Source organism: Tepidimonas sp. HKU77, assembly GCF_049728535.1.
GTDB lineage: Bacteria > Pseudomonadota > Gammaproteobacteria > Burkholderiales > Burkholderiaceae_C > Tepidimonas.
Genome location: NZ_CP187300.1, coordinates 1,101,522 through 1,120,217 on the forward strand (window position 1 = coordinate 1,101,522; position 18,696 = coordinate 1,120,217).

General features: G+C 69.3%; 18 protein-coding genes. 10 read left to right on the top strand and 8 right to left on the bottom strand.

Annotated features, from left to right (window positions below; translation table 11 throughout):
- Positions 1-71: 71 nt before the first annotated feature.
- Positions 72-215 (bottom strand): hypothetical protein, encoded by a 144-nt coding sequence (locus ACPP3B_RS05290; protein ID WP_299020275.1) that lies wholly within the window; start codon positions 213-215, stop codon positions 72-74.
- A 64-nt stretch (positions 216-279) separates the two neighbouring features.
- Here ACPP3B_RS05290 and ACPP3B_RS05295 point away from each other — a divergent pair, with 64 nt between their 5' ends.
- Both ACPP3B_RS05295 and ACPP3B_RS05300 read left to right on the top strand, forming a co-directional pair.
- A complete protein-coding gene (locus ACPP3B_RS05295; RefSeq protein WP_424859939.1) occupies positions 280-1,056 on the top strand; it encodes a nucleotidyltransferase family protein in 777 nt (258 codons plus the stop codon).
- The gene (locus tag ACPP3B_RS05300; RefSeq protein WP_424859940.1) at positions 1,053-2,453 is read left to right on the top strand and encodes an aminopeptidase P N-terminal domain-containing protein; all 1,401 of its coding nucleotides are present in this window, start codon (positions 1,053-1,055) and stop codon (positions 2,451-2,453) included. The genes ACPP3B_RS05295 and ACPP3B_RS05300 overlap by 4 nt, the downstream gene beginning before the upstream one ends.
- Positions 2,454-2,477: 24 nt before the next feature.
- Here the strand turns inward: ACPP3B_RS05300 and ACPP3B_RS05305 are convergent, their stop codons facing one another.
- Positions 2,478-4,982: a Lon protease family protein gene (locus ACPP3B_RS05305; RefSeq protein WP_424859941.1), complete on the bottom strand. Its 2,505-nt coding sequence runs from the start codon at positions 4,980-4,982 to the stop codon at positions 2,478-2,480.
- Between the two features lie 79 nt (positions 4,983-5,061).
- Between ACPP3B_RS05305 and ACPP3B_RS05310 the strand changes: the two genes are divergently transcribed.
- Entirely contained in the window at positions 5,062-5,901 is an 840-nt protein-coding gene (locus ACPP3B_RS05310; protein WP_424859942.1) for a UPF0149 family protein, read from the top strand.
- Positions 5,902-5,931: 30 nt separating this feature from the next.
- Here the strand turns inward: ACPP3B_RS05310 and ACPP3B_RS05315 are convergent, their stop codons facing one another.
- From ACPP3B_RS05315 to thiL, 4 genes are all read right to left on the bottom strand, one after another.
- Positions 5,932-6,486, bottom strand: a complete 555-nt coding sequence (locus ACPP3B_RS05315) for a CinA family protein (RefSeq protein ID WP_424859943.1) — start codon at positions 6,484-6,486, stop codon at positions 5,932-5,934.
- 4 nt (positions 6,487-6,490) lie between these two features.
- Positions 6,491-6,976 carry a phosphatidylglycerophosphatase A family protein gene (locus tag ACPP3B_RS05320; RefSeq protein ID WP_424860147.1) on the bottom strand — a complete coding sequence of 162 codons (486 nt, stop codon included), beginning with the start codon at positions 6,974-6,976 and terminating at the stop codon, positions 6,491-6,493.
- A gap of 68 nt (positions 6,977-7,044) precedes the next feature.
- Positions 7,045-7,923 (bottom strand): NUDIX hydrolase, encoded by an 879-nt coding sequence (locus tag ACPP3B_RS05325; protein WP_424859944.1) that lies wholly within the window; start codon positions 7,921-7,923, stop codon positions 7,045-7,047.
- Complete coding sequence (thiL, locus tag ACPP3B_RS05330) at positions 7,920-8,951, bottom strand: thiamine-phosphate kinase (RefSeq protein ID WP_424859945.1); 1,032 nt, start codon at positions 8,949-8,951, stop codon at positions 7,920-7,922. The genes ACPP3B_RS05325 and thiL overlap by 4 nt, the downstream gene beginning before the upstream one ends.
- A gap of 147 nt (positions 8,952-9,098) precedes the next feature.
- Between thiL and rpe the strand changes: the two genes are divergently transcribed.
- From rpe to ssb, 4 genes are all read left to right on the top strand, one after another.
- Positions 9,099-9,779 (top strand): ribulose-phosphate 3-epimerase, encoded by a 681-nt coding sequence (gene rpe, locus ACPP3B_RS05335; RefSeq protein WP_424859946.1) that lies wholly within the window; start codon positions 9,099-9,101, stop codon positions 9,777-9,779.
- Between the two features lie 100 nt (positions 9,780-9,879).
- Complete coding sequence (locus tag ACPP3B_RS05340; RefSeq protein ID WP_424859947.1) at positions 9,880-12,243, top strand: methyl-accepting chemotaxis protein; 2,364 nt, start codon at positions 9,880-9,882, stop codon at positions 12,241-12,243.
- A gap of 109 nt (positions 12,244-12,352) precedes the next feature.
- On the top strand, positions 12,353-13,546 hold the full coding sequence (locus ACPP3B_RS05345) for an MFS transporter (protein ID WP_424859948.1): 1,194 nt from the start codon (positions 12,353-12,355) through the stop codon (positions 13,544-13,546).
- 100 nt (positions 13,547-13,646) lie between these two features.
- Positions 13,647-14,147 carry a single-stranded DNA-binding protein gene (gene ssb / locus ACPP3B_RS05350; RefSeq protein WP_424859949.1) on the top strand — a complete coding sequence of 167 codons (501 nt, stop codon included), beginning with the start codon at positions 13,647-13,649 and terminating at the stop codon, positions 14,145-14,147.
- A 47-nt stretch (positions 14,148-14,194) separates the two neighbouring features.
- Here the strand turns inward: ssb and ACPP3B_RS05355 are convergent, their stop codons facing one another.
- The gene (locus ACPP3B_RS05355) at positions 14,195-14,605 is read right to left on the bottom strand and encodes an SDR family oxidoreductase (protein WP_424859950.1); all 411 of its coding nucleotides are present in this window, start codon (positions 14,603-14,605) and stop codon (positions 14,195-14,197) included.
- Positions 14,598-15,797 carry an FAD-binding domain-containing protein gene (locus ACPP3B_RS05360; RefSeq protein ID WP_424859951.1) on the bottom strand — a complete coding sequence of 400 codons (1,200 nt, stop codon included), beginning with the start codon at positions 15,795-15,797 and terminating at the stop codon, positions 14,598-14,600. Before ACPP3B_RS05360 ends, ACPP3B_RS05355 begins: the two co-directional genes overlap by 8 nt.
- 262 nt (positions 15,798-16,059) lie before the next feature.
- Between ACPP3B_RS05360 and ACPP3B_RS05365 the strand changes: the two genes are divergently transcribed.
- The 3 genes from ACPP3B_RS05365 to ACPP3B_RS05375 all read left to right on the top strand — a co-directional run bounded on the left by ACPP3B_RS05365 (position 16,060) and on the right by ACPP3B_RS05375 (position 18,679).
- Positions 16,060-16,191, top strand: a complete 132-nt coding sequence (locus ACPP3B_RS05365; RefSeq protein ID WP_299019487.1) for a hypothetical protein — start codon at positions 16,060-16,062, stop codon at positions 16,189-16,191.
- A 63-nt stretch (positions 16,192-16,254) separates the two neighbouring features.
- The gene (locus tag ACPP3B_RS05370; RefSeq protein WP_424859952.1) at positions 16,255-17,445 is read left to right on the top strand and encodes a c-type cytochrome; all 1,191 of its coding nucleotides are present in this window, start codon (positions 16,255-16,257) and stop codon (positions 17,443-17,445) included.
- 4 nt (positions 17,446-17,449) lie between these two features.
- Positions 17,450-18,679 (top strand): hypothetical protein, encoded by a 1,230-nt coding sequence (locus ACPP3B_RS05375; protein ID WP_424859953.1) that lies wholly within the window; start codon positions 17,450-17,452, stop codon positions 18,677-18,679.
- The last annotated feature ends 17 nt before the right edge of the window (positions 18,680-18,696 follow it).

An 18,696-nucleotide genomic window follows, 5' to 3' on the forward strand; every position in this document is an offset into this window, starting at 1 on the left:
CCGAAGAAGGAGGGGCTTGGCGAACGAGGCCCACCCAGGCACCGGCCCGGGCCAGGCCAGGTCGGTACCCGTCAGGCCATGACCACGGCGATGAAGGCCAACAAGAACATCAAAATGGCGCCGGCCACCGGGATCAGCCAGGGAATCACGTGAACGATCGCTTCGGCCGGATCGGCCGCGTCGGCAGTGTGCTCGGTGGAGGGGGCTTGCGCCATGGACGACTCCTGAACAGTGGCAGTGAAAGAAAACCCGTTGCTTGATTTTAGTCAAAATCCCCCCATGCGTCACCCCACCCCGCCCGCGACGACGCGCGCCGACGCCCTGCTGCTGGCCGCCGGCCGTGGCGAGCGCATGCGCCCGCTCACCGACACCTGCCCCAAACCGTTGTTGACCGTGCGCGGCCGGCCGCTGCTGGCCTGGCACCTGGACGCACTGGCCCGCGCGGGGGTATGGCAGGTGCTTATCAACACCGCCTGGCTGGGTGAGCGCATCCCAGCCGCCCTGGGTCACACCTATCGCAGCCCGTTCGGCCCGGTGACCCTGTCGTATTCGATGGAAGGTCGCGACTTCGGCCGTGCGCTGGAGACCGCTGGCGGCATCGCGCGCGCGCTGCCGCATCTCGAAGAGGTCTTCTGGCTGGCGGCGGGCGACGTGTTCATGCCCGACTTTCCGTTCGAGGCGGCGGCACGGCAACGCTTTGCCGCCAGCGACGCGCTGGCCCATCTGTGGCTGGTGCCCAACCCGCCGCACCATCCCCGGGGCGACTTTGGCCTGGATGCACAGGGGCGCGCGCTCGACCTGCCCGCCGACGACCCCCGCCCGCGCTGGACCTACTCCAGCGTGGCGCTGCTGCGGCGTGCGCTGTTTGCGCCGCCCTGGTGCGACATCCCGGCCGGCAACCCACAAGGCGTCAGCGCACCGCTGGCCACCGTCTTGCGGCGGGCCATGGCCGAGGGCCGCGTCACGGCCGAGGTCTGGAGCGGCACCTGGGCCGACGTGGGCACGCCCGAGCGCTTGGCGGCGCTCAACCGCGACGGCCTATCATCACCGCCATGACGACCCCCATTCCCCACCAAACCCTCTACGCCCAGCGGCGCGCACGCCTGGCCGCCCAGCTCGGTGATGGCGGCATCGCCATCATCCCCACCGCGCCGGAGCGCATCCGCAACCGCGACAGCGAATACCTGTTTCGCTTCGACAGCTATTTCTACTACCTGACGGGCTTTACCGAGCCGCGCGCCTGGCTGGTGCTGACCGCCGACGGCCACAGCACGCTCTTTTGCCAGCCCAAGGATTTGGAGCGCGAAATCTGGGACGGCTACCGCCTCGGGCCCGAGGCGGCCCCCGCCGCACTCGGCGTCGATGAGGCCTATCCCGTCGACGAACTGGACACCCGCCTGCCCCCGCTGCTGGAAAACCGCAGCAGCGTGTGGTATCCCTTTGCCACCCACGCCGGGCTGGAGACACGCATCGAGGGCTGGCTGCAGAAGGTGCGCGCGCGCGTGCGCTACGGCGTGCTGTGCCCGCAGGCGCTGCGCGACGCGTGCGCGCTGCTGGACGAGATGCGACTCATCAAGGACGCGCACGAGCTCGACGTCATGCGCCGCGCCGCACGCATCAGCGCGCACGCCCACGTCCGCGCCATGCAACGCTGCGCGGCCATGATCCGCGCCGGCGAGGACGTGCGCGAATACCACCTGGACGCCGAGCTGCTGCACGAATTTCGTCGCCACGGCTCGCAATACCCCGCTTACGGCAGCATCGTCGCTGCGGGTGCCAACGCCTGCGTGCTGCACTACCGCGCCGACGCAGCTCCGGTGCGCGCGGGCGAATTGGTGCTCATCGACGCCGGTTGCGAGCTCGACGGCTACGCCAGCGACATCACCCGCACCTTTCCGGCCAACGGACGCTTCACCGGCCCGCAGCGCGACTTGTACGAGCTGGTGCGCGCCGCGCAGCAAGCCGCCATCGACGCCACCCGGCCCGGTGCGCGCTTCGTCGACGCGCATGACGCGGCGGTCAAGGTGCTGGCCCAGGGCATGTTGGATCTGGGCTTGCTCGACCGCAACGACGTCGGTCACCTGGACGACGTGATCGAGCAGCGGCACTACTTTCGCTTCTACATGCACCGCACCGGCCACTGGCTGGGGCTGGACGTGCACGACGTCGGCAGCTACGTCGAGCCCAGCGAGGTCGGCCAGACCAGCGAGCGGCGGGACTCGCTCAGCGGCGAAATCATCCGCGACCGCCCCAGCCGCATCCTGCGCCCGGGCATGGTGCTGACCATCGAGCCCGGCCTGTACGTCAGCCCCTCCAGTGGCGCGCCCGCGCATTTTTGGAACCTGGGCATCCGCATCGAAGACGACGCGGTGGTCACCGACACCGGCTGCGAACTCATCACGCGCGACGTACCCGTCGAGCCGGACGCGATCGAGGCGCTGATGCGGGGGTGAGGGGCTGGCTTCAGATGACAGCACTCACCCCCCGCGCTGCCGCCAGGCGCGCGGGTTGCCTGCGCGCAGGCACGCGCGGCGGTAGGCCGCAAGGGTGGCGGCCGCGCGACCCAGTACCGTATCGGGGACAAAAGCGTCCTGCGCCGCAGTGACGGCGCCGCCGGCAGCGCGTGAGGCGTCGGCGCCAAAGGGCACACCGGTCAGCAACGCCATGCCGTCGGCGACATGGTCGACGGTCCAGATGTGAAAGCGCTGCGTCGCCACCGCTTCGCACACCTCGTCGGCCAACATCAGGTGGCGCCAGTTGCGCGCCGGGATGAGCACGCCCTGTGTGCCGTCAAGCCCGGCGGTGGCGCAGACTTTGAAAAATCCCTCGATCTTTTCGTTGACGCCGCCGATCGGCAGCACCTCGCCAAACGCATTGATCGCCCCGGTCACGGCAATGCCTTGGCGCAGCGGCAAACCGGACAACGACGACAGCAGGGCGTAGAACTCGGCGCACGACGCCGAGTCGCCCTCGATGCCGGCGTACTCCTGCTCGAACACGATGGAGGCGGTCAGCGCCAGCGGTGCCAGCGGCGCGAACAGGGCCGACAGATAGCTGTGCAGGACGAGCACCGCCTTGTCGTGGATGGGGCCAGACAGGGCCACCTCGCGCTCAATGTTGAGCAGGCCTTCGGTGCCGGGCACGGTGCGCGCGGCCACGCGGATCGGCAAGCCGAAGCGGTAGTCCCCGAGGTCGATGACGGACAGGCCGTTGAGCTGGCCCACGCGCGCACCGTACAGATGCACCAGACGGTCGCCATCGGCCACGGCTTCGCGCAGCCGCTGGTCGGGATAGTCGTGCCGATGGTTGCGCGCGGCGATCGCCGCCGCCACGTCGTCGCGCTCGACGCGCCGTGCGCCGCGGCGGCGTGCCAGCTCGGCCGCTTCGATGGCCAGCGCCTCGGTGCGTGCGAATGCCGCACTCTGGCGCGTGCGGTCCTCCGCCTCGCGGTGGCTGTCTTCGATGAGGCACGCCACCGCCGCCGCACCAAACGGCAGCAGCCCCAGCCGACGCGCCGTGTGGGCGATGAAAATCCCGGTGGCGCGCCAGGTGTCGGGGTTGGCGCTGAACGTCTCGGCAAAGTCCACCTTGATACGGAAATGCCGCGCGAACTCCGGGTCGACCTCCTGCAGCGCGTAGAACTGTTCGTTGGAGCCGATCAGTACCAATTTGACATCGACATCGACCGCCTCCGGCTCGAGCGAGGTGGTGGCCAGCGCTGAAAACATCGTCCCGGGCTCTTCGATCTGCAAGCGGCCGCTGCGCAGAAAACGCCGCAACTTCTCCCACACCAAATCATCGGCCAGCAAATCACGCAGGTGCAGCATCAAAAAGCCGCCGTGCGCGCGCAGCAGGCTGCCGGCGCGGATGCGCGAAAAATCGGTCACCAGCACATCGTTGTCGGTCTGGTACTCGATGCTGCCGAACAGCGGCCGGTACAGCGGGTTGTTCTCGATGATGACGGGGGCGCCCACCGTCTCGGCGTTGTCGACCACCAGATTGACGCGGTAGCGCTGCAACTGGCGCTCCAACGCCGCGCGGCGCTCGGCCTCCTCGTCGGCATCGGCAGGCTCGAACAGCGCCAGGTGTTCCAGCACATCCTGCTCCACCGCGTCCAGCCACTGCCCCAGCTTGCGCGTGTCTTTGAACTGTTTGCGCAAGCCTTGCCGGATGGCGTCGAGCTCGCGATCGAGCAGTGGCCGCACCGCCTGCCGACGCAACGCCTCCACCCCGTCACGCAGGGCACGCTCCAAGGGCGCCGTCACTTCCAGAAAACGCAGAATCTCGGCGCGCAACTCGCGTTCGCCCTCGTCGTAGGCGGCCCGTCGCTCGGGCTCGAGCGCGGCCATGGCCTCGGCGGTCAGCGGTTCGCCCTGATCGTCGATGAGGGTGAAGATGAGCTGCCCGCCCTCACGCCGCAGGGCGAAGTGCCGCGCCCGTGCGTAGGCAGACAGGGCCGCGAACGCCTCCGCCTCGCGATCGCTGTACGTCTTTTCCAGCGCCGACAGCGCGGCCTTGAAACTGGGCTCACTCAGCCGCTTGGGAATTTCGACCTGCAGCCGGCGACAAAACTCGGCCATGCGCTGGCGCAGCGCCCGCCCCTGACCCGCGGGCAGCCGCAGCGCCCGCGGCCGCTCGGGGGCGGCAAAGTGGTGCAGATAGCACAGGTCGGGGGGCACCGGTCGGCTGGCGGCGGCAGCACGCATCTCCTGCTCCAGCAGTGTCGAGCGCCCGGTGCCGATCTCGCCCAGCACGAACAGGTGGTAGTGCGGCTGGTCGATCGCCAGCCCAAAGCGGGCGGCGGTCTGGGCCCGCGCCTGCCCAATCCAGGGCAACGGCTCGTGCTCCAGCGCCGACGTGTCATCGAAGCCCAAACACGCCGGGTCGATGCGCAGGCGCAGCGCCTCGGGCGCCAAGCGCTGCGCACCCACGGGCGCCTGGGGCGTGTCGGTGGTCTCGTCGTGCCGGGGTATCTCTTGCATGCGCCCAGTCTAGCGCCGTTCATCGGCCGTGCCGGCAGCACGCCCGCCGCTGGAGAGCCGCCCACGCTACACTGCGGCGATGGATCCACAACCCCGCCCGCCCTTCCAGATGCTCGCCACCCCCGACTCGCCCCCCTTGGGCGACGAGGACTACCAGCGGCTGGAAACGATTTTGGACGACCTCGCCTCGCGCAGCGACGGCATCCCGCGCTCATGGGAGTACTGCGACGGCTTTCTGACAGCGCTGCTGTGCTGCCGTCGCTCGATCCCGCCGAGCGAGTATTTCCCGGTGCTGTTTGGCGGTGACGGCGCGGGCGGCCCAGGGTTCGGACAGGCGCAATTTCGCGACGAGGCACAGTTACAGGACTTCGTTGGGTTGTGGTTTCGGCGCTGGAACGAGGTGGCCGCCGCACTGCAAGCCCCCATCGAGTCGCTGGACGACGAGCGGGCGCTGGTGCCCTACCTCATCGACGTGCGCGCGGCGGTGGCCGCACTGCCCCCGGCGGAGCGCGAAGCGCTGACCGAACGCAGCGACGAAGTGCTGCCGGCGTTTAGCCAATACTGGGCTATCGGCTTTACCGACGTGGTGGAGGCTTGGCTCGACGACTGGCGCGCGCCGCGCGAGCGCGAGCTGGCCGAGGCCTGGGGCGACGCGCTCGACACCGTCTACGCGTTGACCGAGGACGACGCCGACCCGCCTGCCCTCAACCCGGGCAACGCCGACGGGCCGCCGACGGTGAGTGAGGCGCGCTGGGCGCTGTTTGGCGAGGCGCTGTGGGCGGTGTACGACCTGTACGACATCGCACGCGAGGTGGGGCCACCGATCGAGCCCATCCGCCGCGCCGTGACCCCCGGCCGCAACGACCCTTGCCCTTGCGGCAGCGGCAAGAAGTACAAGAAGTGTTGCGGCGCGGCGTGACGCCTTGCCGTCACGGACGCGCCCGGCCGGTCAGGCGCAGGCCCTGAGGCGCGCCAGCAGGCCCGCCAGGGCGTGCTCGGCCGCCGCGGCGCGCACGGCAGCGCGGTCGCCGTCGAAGCGCTGGCATTCGGCGTGCACCAGGCCGTCCACGCACCAGCCAAACCACACGGTACCCACCGGCTTGGCGGCGCTGCCGCCACTGGGGCCAGCGATGCCGGTGATGGCCAGCGCCACCCGCACGCCAGCCACGGCCGCGGCGCCATGCGCCATGGCGCGCGCCACGGGCTCGCTGACCGCGCCGTGGGCGGCCAGCAGATCGGGCGCCACGCCCAACTCGGCCACTTTGGCGGCGTTCGAGTAGGTGACGTAGCCACGCTCGAACCAGTCGCTCGAGCCCGGCAGCGCGGTGCAGCAGGCCGCCACCAGCCCACCCGTGCAGCTCTCGGCGCACACGAGGCGCTCGCCGCGCCCGAGCAGGGCTTGTGCCAGGTCGTGCAACAGCGGCCAGACCGCCGGTGGCACCCACAGCAGCCCGCTGCCGCCGCCGTCGGCGGGCACGGTAGCGCGGCAAGACCCTGGGTTCATCGCCTCAGCTCCCCCAGACGAAGCGCCACAACGCCACCACCAGGAGCGTGCAAAACGCGGCCACCAGGTCGTCGAACATCACGCCCCAGCCGCCGCGCCAGCCGCTGCCCTTGAACACCTGGTCGGCCCAGGCCACGGGGCCGGGCTTGGCGGCGTCGAAATATCGAAACAGCGCAAAGCACACCGCTTGCCCCCACAGGCTGGTGGGCGCGGCCATCCACAGCACCAGCCAGAACGCCACCACTTCGTCCACCACGACGAACGACGGGTCGGCGATGCCGCTGCGGCGCGCGGTCTGCGTGCTGGCCCACCAACCCACCAACACCCCCACACCGATGATCAGCGCCCAGCCACGGTCGCCCGGCGCGGCCAGCGCATCGATGAGCACGAATGCCGCCCACGCCCACAGCGTGCCCACGGTGCCAGGGGCGGTGCGCGACAGCCCGGCGCCAAACCCCATGGCGACGAGGTGCGACAGGCGCGCCCACATGAAGCGCGCACTGGCCACCGGCCAGGGCAGCGGCGCCGGCACTTCGACCACGTCCACCCGCTCGGGCTTCACCGGAACCACCCTTCGAATCCGTCCTCGGGCTCGAAACGCCCGTTGACCCACCGCAGCCGCGTCGGGCCCGGCAGCGCCCGCTCGCGCACCGGATGGCACGCGTCGCCGGGGTAGCAGATGGCACGCACCTCACCGTCACGAAACGTGTGCGGCAGGATACACGGCGGCGGGCGCTGGGCGGCTTCGGCCCAAGCGGAGGCCACACTCGCGTGCCGCGCGAGCTGCGCCAGGCTCATGAGTTGCGGCGGGATGAGGTCGATCTCCCGCGCCCAGTACCGCGCCAGCGCCTCGCGCGGGGTCATCCACGCGCTGTCGGTGGTCTCGTGGTCGTCGTGCTGCGCCCGGGCACCGTCGGGCAGGCGCGCCAGAAAGAAGCGCGTGTCGAAGCGTGGCGTGCCCACCGGCGGATCGAGCGGCGTGATCCAGCGCGACCACGGGCGCAGCGCCTGCGTGGCCAGCCGCACCCCGGCGCCCGCGAGCGCCGTGCGCCACGCGGTCGTCGCCGTCCGTGGCACCGCGTCGGCCCAGCGCGTGGGCGCATCCACCAGGGCCACGCCGGCTTCCTCCCACAGCTCGCGCGCAGCCGCCACGTACAGCGCCTGCGCCTGCGCCGGGGTCAAACCGGGCTCGCCCAGCCCCGCCACCAGCGCCTCGGGCGGCCGATCCAGCCACGGGGCCCAATCGGGGGCGGCATCATCGGCGTCGACCTTGCCACCCGGAAAGACGTATACGCCCCCCAGCACGCGGGCGTCGGCGTGGCGGCGCAGCAGGAGCACCTGCAACCCAGCGCCCGCTTCGCGCAGCAGCACGACGGAGGCGGATGCGCGCGGGGCAGCCACGGTACTGGGGATGGGCATCGGCGCGGAATCCGTCATGCCGACATGGTAGCGAAATGGTCGAAGCCGGCGAGCGACACCCCGGCGGGCAGATCGAACGGCCGCCCCGCGGCGTCGCACAGCTGCACGCGGGACGTGCCGTCGGTCAAGGGATGCGACGCAGGCGGGCCGGGCTCGATGCGGCCGATGCGCGCCACCGGCGTTTGCGCACGCGCAGCGGCGGCCTCGATGGCGGGGCGCTGGGCCGCCGGTGCGGTAAACACCAACTCATAATCATCCCCCCCGGCCAGGGCATAGTGCCAAGCCAGTGGCGCGGGCAAGCGGTGCAGCGCCGGGGCCAGGGCGGACTGCCACAAACCCGCCGCGTCGAGCCGCGCCACCACGCCCGAAGCGGCGCAGATGTGGCCCAGATCGGCCGCCAGCCCGTCGCTGACGTCGGCCGCGGCATGGATGAACCCACGCAAGGCCAACCCCAGCGCCACGCGCGGTGTGGGGCGCAGCAAGCGCTCGCGCGCGGCGTCGGCGTCTGGCCCCGAGAAGGACTGCTCGCCGCGCAGCAGGGCCAGCCCCAAGCGGGCCAGCCCCAGTGCGCCACTGACCCAAATCTCGTCGCCCGGTTGGGCACGGTGGCGCGCGCTGGCCTGCGGCGCGGGCACTTCGCCCAGCACGGTTACGCACAGCGTCAGCGGCCCGGCGGTGGTGTCGCCACCCACCAGCGGGCACCCATGCGCCTGCGCCAGCGCCAGAAAACCCCGCGCCAGCGCGGCCGACCACGCCTCAGTCGGCGCACCGGGCAGCGCCAGCGCCAGCGTGCACGCCAGCGGCCGCGCACCCATGGCCGCCAGGTCGCTCAAGTTGACCGCCAGTGCCTTGTGCCCCAGGTCTTCGGGATCGACGTCGGGCAAAAAATGCCGCCCCTGCACCAGCATGTCGCTGCTAACGGCCAGCGCCATGCCCGGCGTCGGCTGCAGCAGGGCCGCGTCATCGCCGTTGCCCAGCACCACATGCGGCGGCCAGGGGCCTGCGGGGCACCAGTGGCGCGCGATCCAGTCGAACTCACCGGCCATGGGCTACTCCCCACGCCCCCGGTGCGGCCCCCACAGCGGATCAGGGTTTTCACGCATGGCGGAGGTTTTACCACAACCCCCTCACCGATCGCTGCCACAATACGCGCCAGCACGATACCCCCCGCCCCTGCACTGCCAACCCACGCCATGCCTCACTACCGCATCGCCCCCTCCATCCTCTCGGCTGATTTCGCCCGCTTGGGTGAAGAAGTGCGCACCGTCATCGCCGCCGGCGCCGACTGGATCCACTTCGACGTGATGGACAACCACTACGTGCCCAACCTGACCATCGGGCCGGCGGTGGCGCAGGCGCTCAAGCCGCACTGCGTGGCGCCCGACGGCCGCCGTATCCCGCTGGACGTGCACCTGATGGTGCAGCCGGTGGACGCACTGGCGCAGATGTTTGCCGATGCGGGCGCGGACCTCATCAGCTTCCATCCCGACGCCAGCACGCACGTGCACCGCAGCATCCAGGCCATCCGCGCGCGCGGCTGTCAGGTGGGTCTGGTCTTCAACCCCGCCGCGCCGCTGGACGTGCTCGACTGGGTCATCGACGACATCGACCTCATCCTCATCATGAGCGTCAACCCGGGCTTTGGCGGTCAGAGCTTCATCGACAGCGCGCTGCGCAAGATCGAGCAGGCGCGCCGGCGCATCGACGCCTGCGGCAAGGACATCCGGCTGGAGGTGGACGGCGGCATCAAGGCCGACAACATCCGCCGCGTGGCCGACGCCGGAGCCGACACCTTCGTGGCGGGCAGCGCCATCTTTGGGCAGCCCGACTACCGCGCGGTGATCGAGCGCATGCGTGCGGCGCTTTCGGCCTGATCCGCCCGCGGCCTGCGCCTCGCCTGGACCCTCAACCCACGCGACCGCGTTGGGGTTTTCGACGACTCGCCGGCGTGCTTTTTTGGCCGATACTCAACCCATGCGCATCGACCCCTTTCAACCAGCCGTCGCGTTGTTGCAACGGCTGCCGATGACCCTGAAGATGCTCGGGATGGCGGGTGTGGTGGCGATTCCCCTGCTGGTCGTCGCCTGGCTGCTGTCGGCAGACGCCTGGCAACAGGCCCAGCGGGCCGCGCAGGCGGCGCAAGGGGCGGACCGGGTGCACGCCCTGCAACGTCTGTCCCGACAACTGCAGGAGTGGCGTGACACCGCACAGCCGATCGCCGGCGTGCCCGACGTCGCCGCTCGGCACGAGGCGGCGCAACGCGCGGTGGTCGAGGCGCTGCAGGCACTCGACGCGCCGATGCGGCAAGACAGTGCCGGCCTTGGCGGTGCATGGGCACCCGTGTTCGAGAGCGTGCAACAGCTCATGCAAGACGGCAAGCTGGCGCCGTCGGCTCGCCACGCGCAGGCCACGGCGGCACTGGAGCGCCTGCAGCGGCTGTCCAACGCCGTCGCCGAAGGCTCGGGCCTGAGCCTGGATGCTGACCCGCTGGTCGTGCACCAAGTCGCGCTGGCCACCGACCTGCTGCCCGTGGCGCGCGAGACGGTGAGTTTCGTGCGCGGGCGCGCCAGCGTGCAGTTGGCCGACCCGAATGCGATGACCGATTCGGTCATCATCTCCGACATCGTGCGGCTGGCGGGCGAGGCCGCGCGCGTGCAGGCCCTGCTGCCCGCCATGCAAGAGCGCCTGGACAGCCTGCAGCGGCGCGGCATGGCGGCGCCCACCGAATGGGCCGCGTTTCGCACCGAGACCGACGAGTGGCTGCGCGCGGTGGACGCCCACCTGCGCACCGCGGCCATGACCATCGAGGCTCCCGCGTTTTTTCGATTGTCCGAGCGGGCAATCGCAGCGCAGATCGCGCTGGAAGACACCTTGCTGACGCAGGCCGAGGCACGGCTGACCGATCGGGCACGAGCGCTGCAACGGCGGCTGACATGGGTGGTGGCCGGATGCGCGGTCGTGCTGTTGGTGCTGGGCTACGGCATAGTGGCGTTTTACCGCGCCACCGTCGGGGGGCTTCAGCACCTGAATCAGGCCATCGACCGGGCGACCGAAGGCGACCTCACGGGCGACGCGGTGCTGCCGGGCAGCGACGAGATGGCCGACATGAGCCAGCGTCTGCGCAACATGCTGGCGCATTTGTCGGAATTGGTGGCCGACGTGCGCAGCGCCGCGGCGGTGCTGGGACACGTGGGGCTGCAACTCGTACAAGACAGCCAACAACTGGCCGACCGCACGCAGAGCCAGGCCGCGAGCCTAGAGCAAGCTACGGCCAACGTGCGCCAGGTGGCCGAAACGGTGAGCAGCAATGCCGAATCGGCGCAGGAAGTGCGGCGGTTGACCGCGGAACTCAACGCCGAAACCGAGCGCGCCGGCGAGCTGATGCAGCACACCGTCGGCGGACTGGGTTCGTTGCAGGCCACCTCGCAGCGCATGACCGAAATCATCGGCACCATCGACGGTATCGCCTTCCAGACCAACATCCTGGCGCTCAACGCAGCGGTGGAAGCCGCGCGCGCCGGAGAGGCGGGACGCGGCTTTGCCGTCGTGGCCAGCGAAGTCCGTCGCTTGGCGCAACGCAGCCAAGAGGCTGCCAACGAAGTGCGCCAGCTCATCGCCGAGTCAGCCGAGCGCGTACAGGGCACGGTGACCGAGATTCGCACCGTCAGCGACGCGATGGGCAAGCTGGTGCAAGGCATTCGCGACATCGCAGCGCGCATCGGTACCATGGCCGATGCCAGCCGGCAGCAAAGCACCGCCCTGGCCGAAGTGGTGGCGGCGGTGGGTGACCTGGACAAGGTGACCTACGAGAACTCGGCCATGGTCGAGCGCACGACGCACCGTGCCAACCGACTCATGGAGCGCACGCGCGATCTGGACGAAGCGGTGCACCACATGAAGCTGCGCCAGGGCACCGCTGACGAGGCGTACGAGTTGGTGCAAAAAGCCCTGGCCCACATTCAGGCAGTCGGCTACGATCAAGCGGCACGAGACATGCAAAACCGCGAAGGCCCCTTCGTCGATCGGGATCTGTATATCTTCGTGCTCGACCGCGAGGGCACCTACCGCGTCATGGGGCTGGATCCGGCGAAGGTGGGCACGCGCGTGCACGACGCACCGGGCATCGATGCCGACGCCTTCATGGCCGACGTCTTGCACCGCGTCGAGCAAGGGGGCGGCTGGGTCGAGTACAACATCATCAATCCGGTCACCGGACAAGTGCGGGCGAAATCGTCTTTCGTCGCGCCGCTGCCCAATGGCCTCATCATCGGCTGTGGCGCGTACCGTAGCGCCATGAAATCGACCGCCGAGCGCCAGCGCACGTCGCTGGGTGACTGACCCCGCGGGCAGTGGGCCGCCCGCGCGTGCGGCACAATCGCGGCTTCGTCATTGAATCGCTCTGTCCGTCTCCGTGGTCCCGGATCGCGCACCCCCTCATCCCGAACGCATGCAGCCCGCAGAGCGCCGCGCCAGCCTGGCGCTGGCGGGCATTTTTGCGCTGCGCATGCTCGGGCTGTTTTTGGTGCTGCCGGTCTTCGCGCTGGAAGCGGCCCGGCTGCCCGGGGGCGACGATCCGGCGCGCGTCGGGCTGGCCATGGGTGTGTACGGTTTGGCTCAGGCGTTGCTGCAAATCCCGCTGGGCATGGCGTCGGACCGTTACGGACGCAAGCGAGTCATCCTCATGGGATTGGCGTTGTTCGCCCTGGGCAGTGCGTGGGCGGCGTTGGCCACCAGAATCGAGACGCTGATCCTGGCGCGCGCACTGCAGGGCGCGGGCGCCATCTCGGCTGCCGTGACCGCGCTGCTGGCCGATTTGACGCGCGACACCGTGCGCACCAAGGCGATGGCGCTGGTGGGCGTGAGCATCGCCGCGGTGTTTGCGCTGTCGCTGGTCGTCGCGCCGCCGCTGGCGGCGGCCATCGGGCTGTCGGGCTTGTTCTGGGTGACGGGTGTGCTCGCGCTGGTGGGCATGGCGGTCGTGGCCTGGGTGGTGCCGGCAGAGCCGGCACGCCCCGTCGGCCCCGATCGCGCCGGGTTGCGCGACGTGCTGCGTGACCCCAATCTGCTGCGGCTCGACGTGGGCGTGCTGGTGCTGCACACGGTGCAAATGGCGATGTGGATCGCCGTCCCCGGTTTATTGCTGGGCGCTGGTTTGCCCAAGGCCCACCACTGGCAGGTCTATTTGCCGGCGCTGCTCGTGTCGTTCCTGGTCATGGGCGGCTTGCTGTTTCGTCTGGAGCGCCGGGGGTACCTCACCGCCGTGTTACGCGGTGCCATCGCGCTGCTGCTGGTGGCGCAGCTGGGGCTGACATGGGTGGCACACGCGGAGGTCGCGAGTGTGCTCACGCTGGGCGCATGCCTCGTGGTGTTTTTTCTGGGCTTCAACACGCTGGAAGCCAGCCAACCCAGCCTGACGTCGCGGCTTGCGCCCGCCCATGCGCGCGGCGCGGCACTCGGCGTGTACAACACGCTGCAGTCGATGGGGCTGTTTGCCGGTGGCGCCGTGGGCGGCTGGCTGCAATCACAATGGGGCCCCAGCGGTGTGATGCTTGCTGGCGCGGGTTGCTGCGCGCTGTGGCTGACCATCAGCTGGGGGCTGCGCGCGCCGGCGCCCAAGCCGGTGGCGGTCCAGTCGTCTTGAAGGCAGGAAAGCTGTGCCTCCCCGCATCGGGGGATGGTCGGCACCAGCGAATCAGGCACAATCGACGACATCGACGGTCACCCCTACGCAAGGACACCCCATGGCATCGGTCAATAAAGTCATCCTGGTCGGCAATTGCGGCCGCGACCCCGAGATTCGCTACCTCCCCTCCGGCCAACCCGTGGCCAGCGTCAGCATCGCCACCTCCAGCCGCCGCAAGGACCGCAACACCGGCGAGATGGTCGAAGACACCCAATGGCACCGCGTCACGTTTTATGACCGCTTGGCCGAGATCGCGGGTGAATACCTCAAAAAAGGCCGCTCCGTTTATGTCGAGGGACGGCTCAAGTACGGCAAATACACGGGACAAGACGGCATCGAGCGAAACACGGTCGACATCATCGCCACCGAGCTGCAACTGCTGGGCAACCGCGAAGGGCTGGGCGCCCCCGCCGACGAGGGCGGCATCGCGCCCCGGGCGGCCGCACCGGCACGCGCGGCGGCGGCATCCGCACCCGCCGCCGGGCGGCCGGCTGCCCCCACCACCCCGGCGCCCGCAGCCAGCGGCTTCGAGGATATGGACGACGATATTCCTTTCTAGGAATATCCAACGGGGGCGTTGGCATGATGCCCCTGTCTGGCTGCGCTTCACTTGACCAGCGGCCGGACATGGCTGAAGCCGCCATCGACCGGCAGCACATGGCCGGTGATACGGCTGGCAGCGTCTGACAGCAGCCAGGCCATGGCTTGCGCGACCTGATCGGGTGTTTGCACGCCGCCGAGCGGATATTGCTTGCCCGCGCCTTCACGCATCGCCGGGACTTTGAGCATGCCCGCCGTCATCGGCGTGTCGGTCATGCCCGGCGCCACCGCGTTGACCCGTAGCCCCAGCCCCGCATAGGTGGCCGCGGCGCTGCGCACCAGCCCTTCGACCCCGGCCTTGGCCGCAGCGATCGCCTCGTGGTTGGCGACACCAATGCCAGCGACCACCGAACTCACCAGCACGGCGGCACCCAGCGCCTGCGCTGCGCGGCGCGACTCGATCCACGCTTCAGTCATGGAATAGCTCTCCAGTGGTGGGGCTGCTCGCCGAATGGCGACGAACCTGGGCCCAGTACGCCGAAAACGATCGGCAGCGCACGGCGGGCTCGGGCCAGGGGACCGGCGGTGGTGGCAACTTGAGGGCCGCCCAGGCCGGCGCGCTCAGGTGCGCGTCATGCCAGCCGCGCACGCTGCGGGCGGCCTGCAAGGCCTCGACCAGCTCGGCGGCCGGCGCGAACCAGCGCAGCGCCGCGATACGGTGCAAACGGGTCGAGACGAAGGCCCAGCGCCGTTGCGACCACGGCCAGCGCGCATGCCAGTCGGCGTCGAGCACGGCCACGGGCAGGCAACCCGCCGGTGGGTCGGCCAGCGACCACGGGTGGACCAGCCAGACGTTCTGCCCCGCGATCGTAGCCGGGTCGGGCGCACCGTAGCCGCCTTCGAGCGGGTACGGGAAACGAGGCGGCTCCGACACTCTCGGGTGCGCGCCGGGCTCAGGCGGCAGCGCCGTGCCGCTGCGGGCCAAGGTGTCGAGCACGGCGTAGGACTGGTCGATGGCGGTACCGACGCTGTGCCAGTCTGGCGTCGCGTATTTGGCCACATTGTCGGCGTTGAACAGATAGGGCTTGGCGCTCGCCGTGCCTGCCACCCATTGCCAGGAGAGATGGTTGCTGCCCAAATCGCCGTCGAGCAGGTGCGCGACCATCCAGTCGGCACCCGCGCGCCAGTGCACTTTGCGAATGTGCACGAGGTAGGACGCCAGCCACATCCGCGTGTGGTTGTGCAGATAGCCGGTCGCGTAGAGCGTGCGCGCCGCCTGGTCGATGACCGGCACGCCGGTGGCACCGGCCCGCACGTCTTCGGGCACGGCGGTGCCATACGCGGCATCGGGCAAGGGGCCGGGGTGCAGCGATTCCAGAATGCGCTCGCCGTCGTGCCGCCAGGCATGGCGGAAGAAGGCGCGCCAGCCCAGCTCATGCATCAGCTTGTGGGTCAGCGGCAGGCGATGCGCGGTGCGCAGCGTGTCGACCACCTCGGCCAGCGCCAGCAGTCCGTGCGTCAGGTATGGCGACAGCCGGGTGACCGCGCCGTTCAAATGGTTGCGGCTGCGCGCATAGTCAGCGGGGCGCACCGCGGCAAGCCGCGCGCGGGCCGCCTCGACCGTGGGCGGGAAGTCACGCGGGACAGCGGGCATTGCGGCAGACGGCATGCCCTGGATTGTCGCGCGGTGCGATTGCCCCTAGAGCGGCTGCAGCCAGACCACGCCCGCTCGACCAGCGGGTCTGACAGCCCTCTGTCAGCGCTGTCATGACAAATCGCGTGCCGTTGGTCGAGGGTGGCGCCGGAATGATCACAAGCGACTGATTTACAAGAATTTTTAACCGTTGGCACAGACCGGCACGCCTTTTGCGTTCGTGTCATGCAAGGTGGTGTAGTCAGCTACAGCACCAGCTTTCGGTCAAGGAGCATCCATGGACATGATCGGCCTTTATCCCACGTGGTTCGAGCCAGGGCTGGGCAGCGGTTGGATCGTCGGCATCATCGCCACCGCGCACGTGTTGTTCTCACACACATCGGTTGGCGCCGCGATCTTTTTCGCCTGACTGGCCAACTACGCCTATCGGCACGACAAGCCGCAGTATCTGGAGTTTGTCCGACGCTACGGCTTGTTCCTGCTGGTCTTTAGCTACGTGCTGGGCTCCATCACCCGGCCTGGCATCTGGTACTCCACCACCGTGGCGAGCCCGCGTGGCATCTCGGCCCTGATCCACACATTCGTCTGGATGTGGGCCACCGAGTGGGTGGTCTTCGTCATCGAGGTGGTGGGCGTGTACATGCTGGTCTACCTCGTGGGTCGCGTGGATTGCCAAACCCACACCCGCATCGCGTTGGTGTTCGGCCTGGCGTCTTACACCACGATGCTCATCATCGTGGGCATCCTCAGCTCCATGATGTGGCCGGGCAAGGCCGAATGGGCCACAACCGGCGGTGTGCTCAACGCCTTTTACGGTGGCAACACGTTCGCACAGCTGGGCATGCGAGCTCCCTTCATGTTCGCAATCACCGCGGTGGTGGACGGCATCGTGACGGCGCGCTTCGAGGATGCGCAGCTCAAGCGTGACATCGCCCGCAAACTCTCGGTGCTCGGCATCGTGGCGACGCTGGCCGGCGCAGCCATGCTGCAGTGGTACCTGGCCACGCTGCCCGAGTCGGCCGGGGTGGTGCTGGAAAACCGCCTGCCGGAACACTTTCCGCTGGCCATGGCGGTGGCCGTGGGCGCGGCGCTCGTGTACTTCTTGGTGACGTATGTGCAGCCCCGCGCGCTGGTGTCGTCGGTCGCCGCGGCCATGACGGTGGTCATCCTGGTGGCGGGCTTGTGGCCCGAAGAAGTCGCGCGCGAATCGTTGCGCAAACCTTGGGTGGCCGGCCAGTATGTGTACTCCAACCAGGTGGTGGGCGCGGATGTGCCCAGCGTGGGCGTGCGCTCGGAAATCCCCACCATCGAGGCGCACGGTTTTCTCAAGACGCACATCTTCGTGCCCGAGAAACTGCGCACCATCGACGACGGCAACCGGGTGGAAGCGGGTCGCCTGTTGGCACTGACGACCTGCGCCAACTGCCATTCGCTGACCGCTACCGGGATGCGCCCATTGCAGCGCTACTTCGGGCCCGGCCACAGCGAGCGCGACGTGGCCGAGTATCTGCAAGCCGCGCTGGCGGGCGGCAACACGCTGTACATGCCGCAAATCCCGCTCAACGACGACCAAGCGCGCGCCCTGGCCGCTTGGATTCTGAGCACGATGTCCGGACAGGGCGCTGCGCAGGCCGCAGCCCAACCCACGATCCGCACGGAGTGACGCCATGACACCCGAAATGCTATATGCCCTTCGTGACCAAGCGGGCGTTCCCGCGCACCCACTGATCTTTCTGGTGCTGGGGGTGCTGACCTTTGCGCTGCACATGGTGGCCGTACAAGTGATGTTGGGCGCCAGTGCGCTGACGCTGCGCGGTGCGATCAGTACCGATGCCTCTTGGCGCCGCCTGGCCGCCGCCATGTTGACTACCGCCAAGATCGCTGTGTCGGTGGCCATCGTGCTGGGCGTGGCGCCACTGCTGTTCGTGCAGGTCATCTACGACCCGTTCTGGTACACCTCCAACGTGCTGTCGGCCTGGTGGGTGATGGGCTTCATCGGCTTGCTCATCGTGGGCTACATCGCGATGTACGCTTTCTATTGGAAGAACCCCGATCTGGCGCAGATGGGGGGGCGCTCGACGGGATGGATGGTGCTGTCGGTGCTGGCGCTGCTGGGGGTGGGCTTCATCGTGCACAGCCTGACGTACCAGGCGCTGTTTCCCCAGCAATGGATGACGTGGTACGCCCCCGGAGGCACGGTGGATCCGAGCGGGCGTTCGTTGCACCTGTGGCACCTGCCGCGCTTTGGCTTCTTCATCGCGCTGTCCGCACCGGTGGCGGGGGCGTGGCTGCTGGCCTATCGTCGCTACCTGCAAGGCGCGCAGGAGCCAGATACGGGCTACCTCGCGTTCCTGCTTCAGCTGGGGCAGCGCATGATGCGGGTCGGTGCTGCCGTTGCGGGTGCGCTGGGAGCGCTGTGGATGGCGACGCTGCCCCCGGAGATGGCGTGGTTTGCCACGTCGCCGTGGATGGGCGTCGGCGCACTGGCCGTGCTGGCGTTGCTGCTGCTGCCAACGCTGCTGCGTACGCAGCTCGACGGTGGCTGGAGGGGTTACACCGCGTTCGGGGTGGCGACCCTGGCCCTGATCGCGCTGGCCAGCGCGCGCGAAGCGCTGTGCTACTTCACGCTCACCGGTGCCCATGGCTACGACGCGCTGGACTACCGCGTGCAAATGGACTGGTACAGCACAGTGCTGTTCTTCTTCACCTTCGCCGCATTGGGCGGGGCCGCGCTGGGTTATTTCCTGACCGTGGCCTGGCAGGCCGGGCAGCACCGCGGGCCCCAACCGTACACGCCCCCTGCCGCCGTCACGCGTCTGGGTACCTGGACCATCGGCCTGCTGGTCGCGTGGACGCTGGCCTATTTCGGCGTGGGCTTGTGGGTGTGGCTGCGCTGATCCTGACGGAGGTAGAC

Excerpts from the sequence above, each read along its gene's own strand:
- ACPP3B_RS05290 (WP_299020275.1), bottom strand. The coding sequence starts at position 215 with ATGGCGCAAGCCCCCTCCACCGAGCACACTGCCGACGCGGCCGATCCG.
- ACPP3B_RS05295 (WP_424859939.1), top strand. The coding sequence starts at position 280 with ATGCGTCACCCCACCCCGCCCGCGACGACGCGCGCCGACGCCCTGCTG.
- ACPP3B_RS05300 (WP_424859940.1), top strand. The coding sequence starts at position 1,053 with ATGACGACCCCCATTCCCCACCAAACCCTCTACGCCCAGCGGCGCGCA.
- ACPP3B_RS05305 (WP_424859941.1), bottom strand. The coding sequence starts at position 4,982 with ATGCAAGAGATACCCCGGCACGACGAGACCACCGACACGCCCCAGGCG.
- ACPP3B_RS05310 (WP_424859942.1), top strand. The coding sequence starts at position 5,062 with ATGGATCCACAACCCCGCCCGCCCTTCCAGATGCTCGCCACCCCCGAC.
- ACPP3B_RS05315 (WP_424859943.1), bottom strand. The coding sequence starts at position 6,486 with ATGAACCCAGGGTCTTGCCGCGCTACCGTGCCCGCCGACGGCGGCGGC.
- ACPP3B_RS05320 (WP_424860147.1), bottom strand. The coding sequence starts at position 6,976 with ATGTGGGCGCGCCTGTCGCACCTCGTCGCCATGGGGTTTGGCGCCGGG.
- ACPP3B_RS05325 (WP_424859944.1), bottom strand. The coding sequence starts at position 7,923 with ATGACGGATTCCGCGCCGATGCCCATCCCCAGTACCGTGGCTGCCCCG.
- thiL (WP_424859945.1), bottom strand. The coding sequence starts at position 8,951 with ATGGCCGGTGAGTTCGACTGGATCGCGCGCCACTGGTGCCCCGCAGGC.
- rpe (WP_424859946.1), top strand. The coding sequence starts at position 9,099 with ATGCCTCACTACCGCATCGCCCCCTCCATCCTCTCGGCTGATTTCGCC.
- ACPP3B_RS05340 (WP_424859947.1), top strand. The coding sequence starts at position 9,880 with ATGCGCATCGACCCCTTTCAACCAGCCGTCGCGTTGTTGCAACGGCTG.
- ACPP3B_RS05345 (WP_424859948.1), top strand. The coding sequence starts at position 12,353 with ATGCAGCCCGCAGAGCGCCGCGCCAGCCTGGCGCTGGCGGGCATTTTT.
- ssb (WP_424859949.1), top strand. The coding sequence starts at position 13,647 with ATGGCATCGGTCAATAAAGTCATCCTGGTCGGCAATTGCGGCCGCGAC.
- ACPP3B_RS05355 (WP_424859950.1), bottom strand. The coding sequence starts at position 14,605 with ATGACTGAAGCGTGGATCGAGTCGCGCCGCGCAGCGCAGGCGCTGGGT.
- ACPP3B_RS05360 (WP_424859951.1), bottom strand. The coding sequence starts at position 15,797 with ATGCCGTCTGCCGCAATGCCCGCTGTCCCGCGTGACTTCCCGCCCACG.
- ACPP3B_RS05365 (WP_299019487.1), top strand. The coding sequence starts at position 16,060 with ATGGACATGATCGGCCTTTATCCCACGTGGTTCGAGCCAGGGCTGGGC.
- ACPP3B_RS05375 (WP_424859953.1), top strand. The coding sequence starts at position 17,450 with ATGACACCCGAAATGCTATATGCCCTTCGTGACCAAGCGGGCGTTCCC.